Origin of the sequence: Porticoccus litoralis (assembly GCF_030676955.1) — a bacterium.
Taxonomy (GTDB): domain Bacteria; phylum Pseudomonadota; class Gammaproteobacteria; order Pseudomonadales; family Porticoccaceae; genus Porticoccus; species Porticoccus litoralis.
This window is the reverse complement of the sequence record NZ_JAUUUU010000002.1, coordinates 294,654-308,751: the sequence shown is the minus strand read 5'-3', so window position 1 is coordinate 308,751 and position 14,098 is coordinate 294,654. Positions and strand designations below refer to the sequence as shown.

Annotated in this window: 16 protein-coding genes; 4 read left to right on the top strand and 12 right to left on the bottom strand. The window is 52.0% G+C overall.

What is annotated here, in order from left to right; translation table 11 throughout:
• Window positions 1–936: 936 nt before the first annotated feature.
• The 9 genes from Q8A57_RS05735 to Q8A57_RS05695 form a co-directional block, all read right to left on the bottom strand.
• Window positions 937–1,362: a DUF6573 family protein gene (locus tag Q8A57_RS05735; protein ID WP_305170033.1), complete on the bottom strand. Its 426-nt coding sequence runs from the start codon at window positions 1,360–1,362 to the stop codon at window positions 937–939.
• 93 nt (window positions 1,363–1,455) lie between these two features.
• A complete protein-coding gene (locus Q8A57_RS05730; protein ID WP_305170032.1) occupies window positions 1,456–1,971 on the bottom strand; it encodes a JAB domain-containing protein in 516 nt (171 codons plus the stop codon).
• Between the two features lie 104 nt (window positions 1,972–2,075).
• On the bottom strand, window positions 2,076–2,504 hold the full coding sequence (locus Q8A57_RS05725) for a DUF3577 domain-containing protein (protein ID WP_305170031.1): 429 nt from the start codon (window positions 2,502–2,504) through the stop codon (window positions 2,076–2,078).
• Window positions 2,505–2,693: 189 nt separating this feature from the next.
• Window positions 2,694–3,800, bottom strand: coding sequence for a ParM/StbA family protein (parM, locus tag Q8A57_RS05720; protein WP_305170030.1), 1,107 nt, complete (start codon window positions 3,798–3,800; stop codon window positions 2,694–2,696).
• A 433-nt stretch (window positions 3,801–4,233) separates the two neighbouring features.
• The gene (locus Q8A57_RS05715) at window positions 4,234–4,974 is read right to left on the bottom strand and encodes a PFL_4669 family integrating conjugative element protein (RefSeq protein ID WP_305170029.1); all 741 of its coding nucleotides are present in this window, start codon (window positions 4,972–4,974) and stop codon (window positions 4,234–4,236) included.
• A 187-nt stretch (window positions 4,975–5,161) separates the two neighbouring features.
• A complete protein-coding gene (locus Q8A57_RS05710; protein WP_305170028.1) occupies window positions 5,162–6,418 on the bottom strand; it encodes an STY4528 family pathogenicity island replication protein in 1,257 nt (418 codons plus the stop codon).
• The gene (locus Q8A57_RS05705; protein WP_305170027.1) at window positions 6,408–7,010 is read right to left on the bottom strand and encodes a DUF2857 domain-containing protein; all 603 of its coding nucleotides are present in this window, start codon (window positions 7,008–7,010) and stop codon (window positions 6,408–6,410) included. The genes Q8A57_RS05710 and Q8A57_RS05705 overlap by 11 nt, the downstream gene beginning before the upstream one ends.
• Complete coding sequence (locus Q8A57_RS05700) at window positions 6,997–8,514, bottom strand: ParB family protein (RefSeq protein ID WP_305170026.1); 1,518 nt, start codon at window positions 8,512–8,514, stop codon at window positions 6,997–6,999. The genes Q8A57_RS05705 and Q8A57_RS05700 overlap by 14 nt, the downstream gene beginning before the upstream one ends.
• Window positions 8,504–8,839, bottom strand: coding sequence for a hypothetical protein (locus tag Q8A57_RS05695; RefSeq protein WP_305170025.1), 336 nt, complete (start codon window positions 8,837–8,839; stop codon window positions 8,504–8,506). Before Q8A57_RS05695 ends, Q8A57_RS05700 begins: the two co-directional genes overlap by 11 nt.
• A 47-nt stretch (window positions 8,840–8,886) precedes the next feature.
• Here Q8A57_RS05695 and Q8A57_RS05690 point away from each other — a divergent pair, with 47 nt between their 5' ends.
• From Q8A57_RS05690 to Q8A57_RS11120, 3 genes are all read left to right on the top strand, one after another.
• Window positions 8,887–9,561 (top strand): LexA family protein, encoded by a 675-nt coding sequence (locus Q8A57_RS05690; protein ID WP_014704084.1) that lies wholly within the window; start codon window positions 8,887–8,889, stop codon window positions 9,559–9,561.
• Window positions 9,562–9,607: 46 nt separating this feature from the next.
• On the top strand, window positions 9,608–9,871 hold the full coding sequence (locus Q8A57_RS05685; RefSeq protein WP_286983758.1) for a helix-turn-helix transcriptional regulator: 264 nt from the start codon (window positions 9,608–9,610) through the stop codon (window positions 9,869–9,871).
• 132 nt (window positions 9,872–10,003) lie between these two features.
• Complete coding sequence (locus Q8A57_RS11120) at window positions 10,004–10,228, top strand: helix-turn-helix domain-containing protein (protein ID WP_084638797.1); 225 nt, start codon at window positions 10,004–10,006, stop codon at window positions 10,226–10,228.
• A gap of 110 nt (window positions 10,229–10,338) precedes the next feature.
• Here Q8A57_RS11120 and Q8A57_RS05680 read toward each other — a convergent pair whose 3' ends face one another.
• The 3 genes from Q8A57_RS05680 to Q8A57_RS05670 form a co-directional block, all read right to left on the bottom strand.
• Window positions 10,339–11,700: a tyrosine-type recombinase/integrase gene (locus Q8A57_RS05680; protein WP_027948963.1), complete on the bottom strand. Its 1,362-nt coding sequence runs from the start codon at window positions 11,698–11,700 to the stop codon at window positions 10,339–10,341.
• 624 nt (window positions 11,701–12,324) lie between these two features.
• Window positions 12,325–12,600: a polyhydroxyalkanoic acid system family protein gene (locus Q8A57_RS05675; RefSeq protein WP_305170023.1), complete on the bottom strand. Its 276-nt coding sequence runs from the start codon at window positions 12,598–12,600 to the stop codon at window positions 12,325–12,327.
• Window positions 12,601–12,667: 67 nt separating this feature from the next.
• Window positions 12,668–13,312 (bottom strand): TetR/AcrR family transcriptional regulator, encoded by a 645-nt coding sequence (locus Q8A57_RS05670; protein ID WP_305170022.1) that lies wholly within the window; start codon window positions 13,310–13,312, stop codon window positions 12,668–12,670.
• A gap of 142 nt (window positions 13,313–13,454) precedes the next feature.
• On the opposite strand from Q8A57_RS05670, the gene Q8A57_RS05665 reads away from it, so the two are divergent.
• Window positions 13,455–14,054, top strand: a complete 600-nt coding sequence (locus tag Q8A57_RS05665; RefSeq protein ID WP_305170021.1) for a phasin family protein — start codon at window positions 13,455–13,457, stop codon at window positions 14,052–14,054.
• Window positions 14,055–14,098 lie beyond the last annotated feature (44 nt).

The window sequence follows — 14,098 nt, the reverse complement described above, 5'->3', positions numbered from 1 at the left end:
ACCGGGTCCGCCGAGGCGGAAGGGTCAAGGGACACTACTCCCGTTCGACCTGATAAGCCTGGTCGCAGGCAACCTGGCTGCTCTTCTGTTGAAGATGGTGCCAAGTAAACCAGTGGCTCAAAGAGCCTTCGTTGATGGTGGGTACTGCTCCTCCTGTTTAATGTTTAGAACCATCGGTCCGAGGGTTGAAAGAAGCCGAGATAGTAACGGCACGTTAAAGGTCGGCTGCTTGCCAGCCGGATTAAAAGCGGCGAACGCCGCGATTGAGTCAGGGTGAACACCCCGCTTGATTGCTTGTTGATGGTGAGAACACGATCTCCTGTTGAACGAACGGAACCATCGATCCATGGGTTGAAGGAAACCGTCAGCTAGACGGCCGGTTGATGATTGGCTGCTTGCGAGCCAGGGTTGAAGAGGGCCTCAGCCCGCTTGGAGAGTGGACGAGCATCCAGGACTTGAAGATGAGCGGCAACGGATACCTGGCGCCTGGGTAGCTCTTCTGGCGCCATTGTCGTTTGTGCCATTTATGTTGGCGAGGGCGACCCCCTCATCCACGTTACCGCCGTGGCCGCGTATGAAGCTTTTGCGATTCGTAGCGGCAGTATAGCCAGACCAAACTCACGTGGAACGCATCAATTCGAGCGTCGTCCGCTGTCATTCGGGGCTCCGCCGCCCTCGTCACTACCCCGCTTCGCTCAGCAGTGACGAGGGCTTCGTGCGAGTCAACGCTCACGCCAGGTCTGCGACCTGTCATGAACGTTGAGCAGCCAGGGGTGTTCGCGGTGCGGTTACAGTGGAACCATGGCCAAAACGTCAGGTAGAGGCGGTGTGGCACTTTCGGGGGAAGTCGGGATTGCACGGGACGGCAGGCGGGAGCAGATGAGGTGCCACTTTATCCCAAGTGGCCAGGGCAAGGAGCCGATGCAATCGGCGACGTTAATCTTCGTTCGGCAGCATGATCGTGACGACCGGTTCACCGGCATCGCCAGGGCCAACCATCAGTTTCAAGCTCACCTCTTCAGCTTCCGTTGAACGCCCGTCTTTCGGCACGCGATACAACGAGAACGGCAGCCGATCACCAGGAGCTGTAGCCGTTCGAATGGCGTAGAACGCCATAAACAGCACATCCCACAAACGACCGGACTCGTCCTGCTGTACCTGGAAGCGGTTATCCCGCTCTGTCCAGTCTACGCAATCACACCAAGCGGTGTGGGTAAGTGCGACTGGCCATTTGAAGCCTGCCTCACGTGCCATAGCGGTGACATCGATCAGCACACCATCTTCGATAGCCTGTGCACGACTGTAACTTGCGACGACAGGACCGAAGACATCTTCCAACGACTTGTGCTCTGAATTTTTCATAAGGTTTCTCCCTGGAGAAATGAATTAATAAATTCAGGGAGCACCTCCTTCCCATTGGGGAAGAAGACTCCCCAATGGGTTAAGTAAATGGCGTTAAAGCAATCCGCGTTCGGCGAAGGAAACTGATTCCCCCACCGTGACTACAAAGTGATCCAGTACACGAATATCAACGAGTGCCAGCGCATCTTTTAGGCGCCGGGTAATCGCTTCGTCCGCGTGACTGGGTTCGGCGACACCACTCGGGTGATTGTGAAAAAACATCACCGCTGCCGCATTGAGCGTCAGCGCCTGTTGCACCACCACGCGGGGGTACACTGAAGCACCGTCAATGGTTCCCTGGAATAATTCTGTGGCTTCGATCACTCGATGCCGGTTATCCAGGTACACACAACCAAAGACCTCTGCTTTGCGTTCCGCCAACAACATCCGCAAGTAGTCACGGGTATGATTGGGGCTCGGCAATTCAAGGCCAGGCTGGTGCAGCTCCTGCAATATCGCAAAGGCCAACTGCAGCAGGGATTGCTTTTCAGGATCGTTCAACGACGCTATGCGAATGGCCGCGAAACGGTTTTTAGGAATCACCCGTGTGGGTGAGGATTTGGAAGCCATGAGCGGTCTCCTTGAAGCGTCGAGGAGACCTGCCCGGCAAGGGAGAATCTCCCTCGCTGGGTTGAAAGATTGATCGCATCAACAGATGCGATCAGTTTTGGTCATCAGGCTACGGCGTTGTGGCTCGCAGACGCAGGTGCTGGAAAAGGCTGACCTTCGACTTTGATCCACTGGAACCGCAGTAACCGGGACTTCAGGCTGATGCCCGTTGTACCGGCTCGATCACCGTTTTTGAAGATGAAGGTTTCGGCTTGCAAATCACTGAGGTGAAAACCCACCAGCACTTTAAAGTCAGCTTCCACCGCAGGCATTAGCTGACGCACCAGATCCTTCGCCTCTTCACCCACCACCACGCACTCGAAATGCGTGTGCTGAACGTTATCGGCTGGCCCTCGTAGCGCCGCGATGGTGACACTGAGAAAGGGGAACCCATTCTCGGGTGTCACTTCGCGAACCCGGTTGAGGTAACCGATGCCGTGGATATCAAGATCGAAATACTTCGGTTTTTCAGGGGTAGTTTGTCTACTGGTCATAACAGTTTCTCCTTGAACATAATGGAAAGCCGGAGAACACGATTCCCTGGCGGGAAGGTGTTTCCCGACAGGGTGAGTAAAATCAGGGCAAGCCCTGACACTGGATTGACGGTAAAACCGCGATGTCACTTGCACAATCCGCTGACATCTTCTTTGCCACTGAGACCGCAGTGGCCACGTACAAAGTCGTTACCCCCCCCTCACCGGGGCGTCGCAGACAAACTGCAGGTACTTGAGCATGCCCCTTGCGTTAGCAAAAGCGGCATGGTCGGCCATAATTTGATTGGGAAACCAGTTGGCAATATCAGCGGCTAACGCAGCACTGCCACCGCCGACGAACAGCACACGATCCAACTCCACACCGAGTCCAAGCTTGCGGCGGGTTTCGGTATAGAGTCGCTCCACCAACTCGCGTTTTGCTTCCGCCACCATGGCCGAGACATCGTGATCCTTGCCATGCAGGCGCAACCGATATGTATCGACGGCCCGACTGATACTCTGCTCGCCGAGCTCGTTGATATCGAACTGTTCCTGTATATGGTTCGCCACGCGAATCTTGACGTTCAGCATGCCGCGATTCAGAGAGCCGGAGGAACCGTGCACAATGCCCTGGTCCTGGACCACCACATAATCCGTGGTGCGGCCACCGATATCGACTATGGCGATGGGCGCGTTGACGCGATCCGCGTCCAACGTCACACCATCATCATCGGTCATAACAATCACATAGTCGTACCAGGCAGCCAGCGCCTCCGGAATAACTTCATGAAAGGCGATGCTCACCTTTAGGAGCCCCTGTTGCGCTGACCTTTGCGATGCTTTTCTGGCAACAACAGGCTCAACCGCCAATTTCAAACCATCCCTTTTGGCCTGGATCGCTTGTCGCCGTTGCTGACCATCGTTGCGGTAAAAGGCGGAGACCGGCAACCCCGTCACCACATGGACGGATCGGCCCGACAAACCCGCCTGTTGCAGTGCATGCTGGACGATCACCCGGTTCAGTGCCGAACCCGGGTATTCATCGAATTGGGTGGGCTCACCATCGACCGCACCGACGGAATACACACTGCCACCGGTTTCGTACTCATAAATTTTCTGTTCCTCATCCCGTATCCAGGTGACACCGGCCGATCCCATGCGTGCCCGCGAAGGCACCGCCAGGAGGCGACCATCCGGTAACGCCACTTTGGTATAGGCATAGCCGTCATCGAGGCCCACCTGCCCAACCGCCATGGGATTAGTGGTCACGGGAGGTTTGTCTTCGTCAGAAAATTTCTCATCGGTCAGTTCTGTCATGGTGCGATTCCTGATATCAGGGTTAGATGTCTTTACTCACCGATCACTCGTCTCAGGTGCGTAAAGGGTTTTCTGGTGTCTTTTTGAGGAGCAAGCCCGGCGCGTTCGCTGTCGTGTGAGCTGCCAGGTGACCGCACTGTGTGATCGACCATCGTCTCGGTTGTTCGCGGCTGGACGGGACCAGCTCCGAGACTTCCGTTTATCCCGGGGGATGTACACGGCTGGCTCATAGAAATTCCGTGTGCCGGCAGCGCTTGCTCAGATCTGATGGCCTGACACTCGCTTCGAAATCCCACCAGCAACAGTTGCCGCAACCACTCGTTTTGCCTGCTGTTAGGCAGGCGGCGTAAACGCTGAAGCACCATCGCTTCGAGTGGAATTCGCGTATCGAGCGAGATGACAAGCTGCTGAAGCGTGCTGGTGGCCACGGCGTTCAGCCCTCGTCAGAATCTGCGATGGCGTTGTTATTCAGCTGTTGAAATGCCAGGGGACGCAGAGACGGCAACCGCTCACCATTGAGGATGTCCTGGGGAATCTCGCCCATCCGTTCCCTCGCTTTGATGGCTGCCGGTGTTCCCTGCCGGATATCGGAGCGACGAACGTCCAGACTGTGATACCCCTGGGGCAACGCAAACACCCGGCGCACCCATCGCCCGCTAGCCGACACCTGCTCAATGAGGTCAGTGGGCATGTCGAGACCTAAGTGATGCAACGTCATGTCTGCGCACATCAACCGGTCGTACTCACCCAGCAACTGTGCAGCACGGAAGGCATAGGGATTGGCAAACTGTAACGATACGCGCTGTGGTCGACTCGATTGTGCGACGCTGAATTCGAAAGCACTGTGGGATTCAGTGATAAGGGCGTCCATCCTTTGCTGCAATCCCTGCAGCTGTGCTCGGATATCGGCAACGCCCTCTTCCACTTTGAGTAACCACCAGTCGGCATAAGGGTCGTCGAAGCGGACGGCCTGCCATAGCGACTTCAGCCGATCTGCAAAGCCGATCAATCCCATAATGGCAGGCTTGCCATCGGCTGCACGGCGGCCGCGGATCAGGCTCTGGGCCTGATAGGTCTGAATCGTCAACCAGACTTCACCTTGCAGGGCGCCTGGCACTGACTCGTTTTGATTTTCGGCTGTACTCTCGTGTGACTGCTCTGCGTCTGAATTCATTTTCGTCATTCCCTTCAAGATCAACTCTGACGTGCTATGAATCCACGAATGGGAAAATGACACCACGGAATATCCATCCGACTGGTGCAGTGTTTTGTGTTGTTGCGATCAGATGGTTCCAGTGGAAACAGTGCAGGGAAGTAACGACGGAGATATGTCACATCACGTGTGATAACGGGCGGTCGCGCTATTTGTCCATATTCAATGATGCTCGTAACTTGGCCAGCTGCTCCCGTCCATAGGCTTGGTTTCGTGCTCGCTCTTCAGCCACCTTGCTTTTCTGTTCTTCGTTTTCTGGCGGCGGGACGTGAAGTACCCGATCTTGTCTTGCCTCGGCCACCTTGATCCCGAGGTTTGGCACAAATTCGCCTTGTTGTGCCGCCTTGCACAACGAATGCAAGAATCGCAGCTCGTCATAAACCGGCTTCATGCCTTTTTGCTCAGACTCCAGACGACCCTGAAGTTCGTCGAGCACCAACTGCCGATCATCAGGATCGATCATAGCAAGATACCTGTCCGCCAGGTGTTTCTGGTTCTCCGACAAGCGCGGCGGATAGATCAGCGCTCGCTCTGTTGCCGACGGGACTGATGGATTGGATTCAGAAAATGTTTGCTCTGCATGGTTTGTATTTTGTGTAGTGGTTGTTGTAGTTGTTTTTTTATTATGACTACTACAACAACTACTGTAGTGTTCCTTTTCCTCCGTCTTTGAATTTTGGTCCTGGACGGATTGTGCTGATGCGCTGGCCTCGGATGAATTTTTCAGTTTCCCGATGGTCGCGGCGTGAAAAGTAAAATAACGACCGCTTTTGCTGTGGTTTCCGCTGGAATCTGACAATTGTTGGGCGGCCTGCAGTCGACGCTCAATAGTTGACTCCTTCCGTCCTAACGACTCGCCATCCTGAATATCCTTATCCAGACTCTCCAACACAGCTTGCGCCACGCGCCGGACGCGGGCGTGATGATGTTCCTGGGATTGGGTAACGAATACCATATAGGACTCATCCAGGTACAGGGCATCGACCAGAGGCAGGGGTTCATCATGAAGACTGTAGACATTGCCAGTGAAACGGCCGCTTTTTTGACGCACTCTGGCACACAGCGTTAGCCAACGCGTCAAGCGCAGAATGGCAATAGCACGAGAGACAGTGGAGGTTGAGGAAACGTTGGTTTTAGCCGCAATGGTATCGTAATCGGGGAACGCCGTTCGTCCTCCAGTCTCTCTGGCATGGAGCATGATAACCATCCATACCAGTTTATCGACGGGTTCCAACACCGGATCCTGGATGACCATGGCCGGCACGGCCTGATGCCAATTTCCCATGAACAACATAGCATCCGGTAACGATGGATCACTCTGGGCACGAACCTTGGCAACAGTTGCCTTGATTAAAGCGTCGAGAGCAACAGTTTCTGGTCGCAGCGCATCCGCTTCATGAGCCATTCTCGGCAACCCGCCCGGACGTCGCGGCACTGCTTCCCACGCCGTAGGTTTCCCAACGCTGCACCAGCGCCCAAATCGATCGCAATCCAATGCCTGTCTGTTGCTGTAGGTCGAGATAGTCCTCTGCAGTTAATGTGGATTTGTCATCCGCCCTTACCTTATCCTGCCAGGCGTACCAAAGCGCGTGGGTATCGGTTTCATTCAGTTCGGGAGGCCTGCCCACGGCCGGCGCCAACGTCAACAATCGGCGCCATCGCGTGTATTCCCGAGAACTCACACCAAATAACTGCTGCATCATCTCTAACGGCGCGTCCGCGACCAGCAATGTTCGCTGCAGATCCTCAGATTCCCGCTGATGACGCAGGTGATCGAGCATCGGCCAAAAAACATCACGATTGAGACCAATCTGCAGACAGTGCACACGCAGTGCATCGGCCCGATAGAGATCGGCCAGATTCATCTCTTTCAGGGCGTCCAGTTCCTTGGGGCCAAAGTTCATGGCACGCAATGCCTGCTGATCCCCTTCTGCCAAACATCGCATGGCGTACAACAGAACGGCGGTGGTGAGGTCGGCTTCCTTATTGGACGACATCGCTTTCACCTCCTTGTTGCGCCCAAAGCTCGACCCCGGTATCGAAGGCTAACCGTTTAATGCTCCGGTAGGACTCCATCATTTGCAGCAAACGCTGCCAGTCTGGCGGGTTCAATTGTTGCCAGAGCTGGCTGTTGAGATGGCCGGGATCAGGCGTCCAGACACTGCCAAAAAGCAAACCGGCATCATGGGATGCCAATGCCTGGTATAGGGTCGAGTCTTGATCCAGATAAGCCAGGACAATGTCCGTGGGAGCGACAGTCAACTCTGAGCTCGCAGCCAACTGCCACCAGAGTGCGGACACTAAATCCAGCATGTCCTGGTCAAGGGATTCCCGCAGTTCCAGTGAAGGCACATCAATCAACAGAAAGCCCAAGCCCTGATCCGGCAGACGAATGACTGTCTCGTGCAGACCGTGGGATGTCGCCAGGGTTACGGCGCAGTCCCACAACTGGCTCCGCAAAACTTCAAGATTTCTTTGTTGACCACCTTTTTGGGCATTCGGCGCAGAGGTCAACTCAGCCGGCATGTTCGGTTGGTCTTTGCTTTTGTCATGACCACTCGCCGGTGAATCGATGTCAGCGGGCTGCGTTTCCAATGTCGTCGTATTCGATGACGATCCACTATCAGAATGCTCCGGGTGTTCCGAGTCCCTGTCCGCCCCCGGCTCTGTATCCTCTTCGGTATGAGCGGGAAGGCTGAATGCGCGGCCCGATAGTTGTGCCTCCATCTCCAGATGAATCACTTGGCGATTCAGTTCGGACTCCACGGCGATCTCATTTTCCAATGCATCTCGCAGTGGCTGAATGTCCCATTCGGCGCCATCATGACGGCGACACAACTCGGCAAAGATCGCATCGAAGACGGTGTTATCCCCCAATTGGCGACGATTCCAAATCGCTCTGGCAGCACGCTCAATGGCTCGGATCTTTTCCACCTGTGGTCGACCCAATCCGGCAGCTAAGGCTTTTGGCATCAATGGCCACAAGGTCTCAACGGCATATCCCATTTTGGAAATCATGCTGTGGCTGAGCCCGAAACCTCGCTCTCTGAACAACGCTTCCAGTTGGCGCTGAGACAGGCTCTCAACCTCCATCTCGCTTTCGAGGAGATTCTTTGCTTCGAATACTGCCAACGCTTTATCAATGAAAGGCAAACCGCCGCGCAATTCGTTTTCCCGGAGGTGGGCAAAAAGTACATTGGACTCCTGCGACCAGGGCTTGACGACGCAATCAATCCAGCGAAATCGCTCATCGCCGGTTTCGTCCAAAAGCTCCTTCAGTATCCTCAGCCGTGTATTGCCGCCACTGTGGAGCACATAATCGGCAGCCCCCGGATCCTGTGATAACACCAATGGTTGATCCAGGCCTTCAGCCTGGATCGACGCCTTTATTCGATCGTATTCCGGGTTCTGCTGCCGGCGGGGATTGCGGGAGTAATGGTGGATACGAGTGACGTCTACACGGGTAATCTCGTGGACGGATGGCGATCTCTCAGGCGTCATCGTTGCCACCTGCATCTTGTGCACCCGATTCAGGCACGACACCGTAGAAAATCTCTGGGTGTCGAACCATGCTCGCCCGAGGCACAGGCTCCAGTCGACCATCCGAAAGGTCCGCCACAGTACGGGTGTAATGCTCGATTTGCGTCGCCATCAATGGACTGGCATATCGATGCTGGCCGGCAATCTGATACAAGTAGGAGACTGAGTCGCCACATGCCTCTGCGACGTCGGCCCGTTCCCGCTTGGTTGCCAATTTGAGGAAATCCTTTAGCTCCATGCGCAGAAACATTAGCACCGTGCGAATGATCGGACAACGCGCAATCACCGCTTTTTGTTTATCACTCTGCTAAAAATCATGCTAAAGTGTTTCGCATGACGCTAAAACTTAACCAGATCCGGCTCCACAATCTTGAGGTTCTGATTGCCGAAGCGGGCTCAGCTGCCAAGTTGGCGCGTGCGGCTGGGACCAATAGCTCCTACCTCAGTCAGGTGCGCAACCAGCTCCCCACCAAAAAAGGAACGCCCCGCTCTATTGGAGATGAGCTGGCGGAGAAACTGGAAAAGGCCATGAATAAAGACCAAGGATGGATGGATACCCCCCATGCGGACGGGGCAAGACAAGAGGAACACAACGCCCACGACGGCCCGGATTTGCGCAGTCTCCACCCGCTGATATCCTGGGTCCAAGCGGGAAACTGGTATGAGATTTCTGAAAGTTTCGTGCCGGCCTACGGTTCAGAACTTTTACCCTGCCCGGTGTGCTGTAGTCCTGAATCCTTTGTACTTAGGGTCCGCGGCAGCAGTATGGAACCCAAATTTCATGAGGGCGACCTGATTTTTGTTGACCCCAATGTTTCACCTGACCACGGCAAGTACGTGGTTGTTCGACTCGATGAATCCAATGAAGCCACGTTCAAGCAGTTAATTATTGAAGAGGGCAAGCAGTACCTGAAGGCGCTCAACCCTGACTGGCCGAATCGCATTATCGAAGTGGATGAAGAAGCGACAATCTGTGGAGTCATTGTCTTCAAGGGGGAGGTAGTCTGAATACTGATCGTAGACTTAACCGCCTACACCAAAAGATGACAAGAGAATGATTTGTATAGACAGCACGCAAAAGATAACAACCTTGATTAACCGAAAAACATTGTTGGCAATGATACCGCTTTCAGACCGCGCCATTTACAACATGGAAAAACGTGGAGAATTTCCCCGCCGTATCGTTTTAACAAGCCGCAAGGTGGTCTGGGATTTAGCTGATGTAGAGCAATGGATCGAGGAACGAAAGCAGTCCAGCGATAAAGCCACCAGACCGGCCTCTACTGCCACATCAGAAATCCCATGCTTAACAAAGTGACGGCTTTCACAAAGGCCATGTTTAGCTCCCTGATAAAAAGATAGCTTGGATTCTAGCTTGTAATAACAATTAGCTTAATGCTAATGTTTTTACAGACTAACATGAGCTTCTGACTCTTTCGGGAACTAAAATATGAACGACAGCGCAGCGGTTATTTACGACCGCGAACTTACAACTAAAGAGGCGGCTTCGCTACTAGGCTTATCACCCAGCACACTGCGAAAATGGCGCTGTACAGGAGAGCGTCCAGAATTGCCGTGGTGTAAGCGGTTTCGAAAGGTTTTCTACCTGGAATCCGAAGTTATCCTTTTCAAGAAACAAAATACAACATCCAATTGTGAAGAAACTTACGTCTAGCCGTTATTTCAACTATCCAGCTTCATATCTGTTAGCGTTTATCGGGCTTGTCTAGATTCGCTAGTCACTCATTCCCAATTTAGAACGCCCTAGATTTTTGGTTTAGCAACTTACCAAGCAGCTGTTAGCTCTTTCATTAGATCCAAACAGGATTTTCCAATCATATAATCAGCGACCTTCTGACTAGCCTCTCGTAGTTTTGTCATGGATGGATGAATATAGTGTGCATCCACACCTTCCCGGGCATGACTCAACAGCTCATCAATAAGGATTGGACTGATCTCCAATTCGGCCCCGATAGATTTGTAGGTTCGGCGCAAATCATGATTAGTGACAGATACCCCAGATACCTCCTTGACGATCTTTCTGACATCTTTTGTATCCCTGTAATGCCCGCTGCCAGTAATTCCCGGAAATAAATACTCCGTCTGTTCAGGCAAATTTGCCAATCGATTACGAACAATCGCTTCCGTGGCGGAGTTCAGGGGTAATTCCGCCTGCTTTCCGCCTTTCTTGATAATTTTGAAAGTATGCCTGTTAAGATCAATATCAGCGATTCGGATAGTCATAGTACCCATCAGCCTTACACCAGAGAACAACATAAATAGCAAAGCGTCCCGTCCATTGCGAAAGGCCGAAGTGTGATCATGCTCCCGGAGCCCTAGCACCGCTCTGAGATAGGGTTTGAAGTCGCTGTCATCCAGGCGTTCTGTGCGACGGTTAGAGCGGTTAATGTTAACGCCTAGCTGTTTCATCGCTCGACTAACCGGGTTTCGGATAAAAAGGTCAGACTCATCATATTTCGCCTGAGCCCAATTCCATACCGACCTCAAAATACGCATTGCATTATGTAGCTGGGTTTCGCCCTTACCTACTTGCTGGAGATATACGGCCTTTACCTGCTCTGCCGATATGCGGTAAAGATGCTCATCTAGTAAGTCCGCCAACAAAACCTCACATTTGTTTTTGATATCGATCAGGTAACGGTCACCGGGGCGCCTCTCCGCGACAAAACCATCAGGCAAAAACTCCCCGTCCTTACCTGTCGGCGACCCAAAGATCATATCTCTGAACGTTCGCTTAGCCTCGGATAGTTGTTGCTCATTTGCTTGCTCAGCAGCCAGCTGTTGAGCAAGCAAATGAGGATCGCGTCCCTCTTGTATTTCCAGGAACAGGCTATCTGCTTTCTGTCTCAGTTCTGAAATCGGAACTTGTGCATTTCTCGCTTCACCAACCTTCATGATTTGCCGCTTATACAACTTACTTTTTTGCTGTCCGCGAATACGAATCCTTTCGTATAGACAGAACGCACTGTCTGAATACGATTGACTGGGTCTGATTCTTATCGCCAGATGGCTGGCATTGTCGTAAAGGTAGGATTCTTTTGTAAATTCACCGTTATTAATTCGGCGCTCAATAACGGTTAAGGTCGGCTTGCTAAACTTGACCCTGTTCTCTGATGATCTTCCCATGAACAAGAACTCCTTTTCAGGCGATGGTAAGGTTAAATCTGGGATACACCTGGGATACAAAACAGCGTAATTTTTGTATCCCAGAGGAAATATCAAGTAACAGTGAAAATTGAAGAACCAAGAAAGAATAAAGGATTAAATACTAATATATCAACAACATGGGTATCATAAATCAACTTTTAGGAGCATCAATTAACACTGAGAAATGATTATACGAGAAGGATTCAAAATCCCCCGCCCTTAAAAGCGTGCCGGTTCGAGTCCGGCCTCTGGTACCAATACAAAACTCCGCCTCACTTAGGCGGATTTTTTTTTGGCTGCTTGAAGTCGGTGAGAAATGGCACTCCGGTTCGACCGAATGGGACGCCATCAGGGCGCCGAAGCAAAACGTCGGCGGGGTAAAACCCCGAAAAGCATCGCCAAGATGCTTTGAGTCAGTCCGGCCTCTGGTACCCCTTCATTATCATGTAGCCAACAGGCTGCAAATCTCTCCCCATCAAACTGCAAATCTGCCAGCTGTAATACCGGCAGGTTTTTATGCTATGGGCAGCATCAAAAAAATAAGGAAAGAGTTGCGGGCTCAAAAGAAACTTGTGTGGGCAACGCAAGTGGTTTTGATTGTAATCAGCTCACATGCTCGTCAAGGTATTTGTTTACCTCGGCTTCAATCATGCCTTTGAGGGCTGACATCAGCAGACCCAGTTTGACGTTCACTTCCAGGTGGGATTCGTCGAAACTCACTTTGGCATCGACGCCGCTGTACTTGTAGTGAACCATATCTCCCTCCCACCGGTAATCGCCACCGAACTTGCTCTTCAGTTTTTCACCCAGTTCCTGGGTCATACTGCGAACATGTTCCCTATCCATGGTGTGGTGACGTGAAATACAAATATGGCTCATTAACTTCTGCCCTTTTATTTATTCATTTATTTTTTGTCAGCGTACCGCCAACACGTGCAAACGGATGCTAGCCCTGTTTCTCCCGCTGGTAAAGTTCTAGGCAGGCTTCCATAAACTGCAGTTGTAGATTTCCCATGTACGGTGCCAATAGCGTCATGATTTGTAAAATAGCGCTTTGAATAAAGTCGTGTTGCTCCAGCTTTCTATTGCGCAGTTCCTGAAACTGAAACCAGTGGGTAAAAAGCAGCATGATGTTGTCTGTCAGATGCTTGACCCGTTCAGCCGCCAGGTTGGGGTCAGCAATAACACCCTCCTCCAACAAGCCTGTCAACAACTGCTCTACCCACCGTGACTGCTGTTCCATCAGACGTCGGAAACGTGGCTCAATACTTTGATACTTCTGCAGCAGGTCAGAAATATTGCGGAAGAAGAAACGGTAATTGTAGATATGTTCCAATAATACGTAGAGGTGTAGCCAGTATTCTTCCAGTGTGGATTTTGCCTCCAAGCCTTCGTGCAGCAGTAATTCCACACCCGCTTCGAAACGTTGATAGAGCTCTGTCACCAGCTCGTCCTTGCCCTTGAAATGGTAGTAAAGATTACCAGGGCTGATATCCAGCTCGTTGGCAATATCCACAGCAGACAAATTCGACTCGCCTTCGTTGTTAAACAACTCCAGGCTCACCAGCAAAATATGCTCACGTCTTTTCATCCACGATTTCCATCAAATGAAAAAAATTGCATTTTTTATAGAAAGTTCTGTTTTTAGTATGCGTTTTCTAAAAATTTTCAATATTGTGGCTGTAAGTTACAGAGCAAACTGCTCATTACCAACTGCTACCGGAGATACTACTATGGCAGAGATTAAGAATGCTATTGACAAGACCGAAGAGCTCGCTCGCAAGATTTGGCTCGCTGGACTTGGCGCCTATGGTCATGGCCTTAGCAACATTCAGGAAGGCTACGAAAAAATGAACGGCTCAACACGTCGTTACTTCGATGACCTGGTAGAGCGCGGCACCAAAATCGAAGCCGAAGCTAAAACCAAACTGGATCAAACCGGTGACAAGCTGAAAGAAGCCGGTGACAAGCTGAAAAGCCAGAGTGAAAAACTGAAAGCTCAAGGCGAAAAACTGAAAATTCAGGGCAAAAACCTGAAAAAAGATGCAGTGAAAGAAAGCATCACTGCCAAGGTTGATGAAATTCGTGGCAAGGTTTCCTCCAAGATCACCATGCCCACTATGCCGTCAATGCCCACCATGCCGTCTTTTGGCAAGGAAGAGAAACTGACTGAACTGAGCGCCAAGCTGGATGAGTTGATCGGCGCGGTAACTGCACTCGTCGCCAAAGAGGCTGAAGAGAAGCCAGCTCCCGCTGCGAAAACTCCTACCCCAAGAAAGCCCGCTGCCAAAAAACCTGCAGCGAGCAAAACAGCGGCTGCCAAGTCAGAGTAAGTTAACGAATAGTCTTACCCCCCTTGCTCGCAAGAGCAACTAGT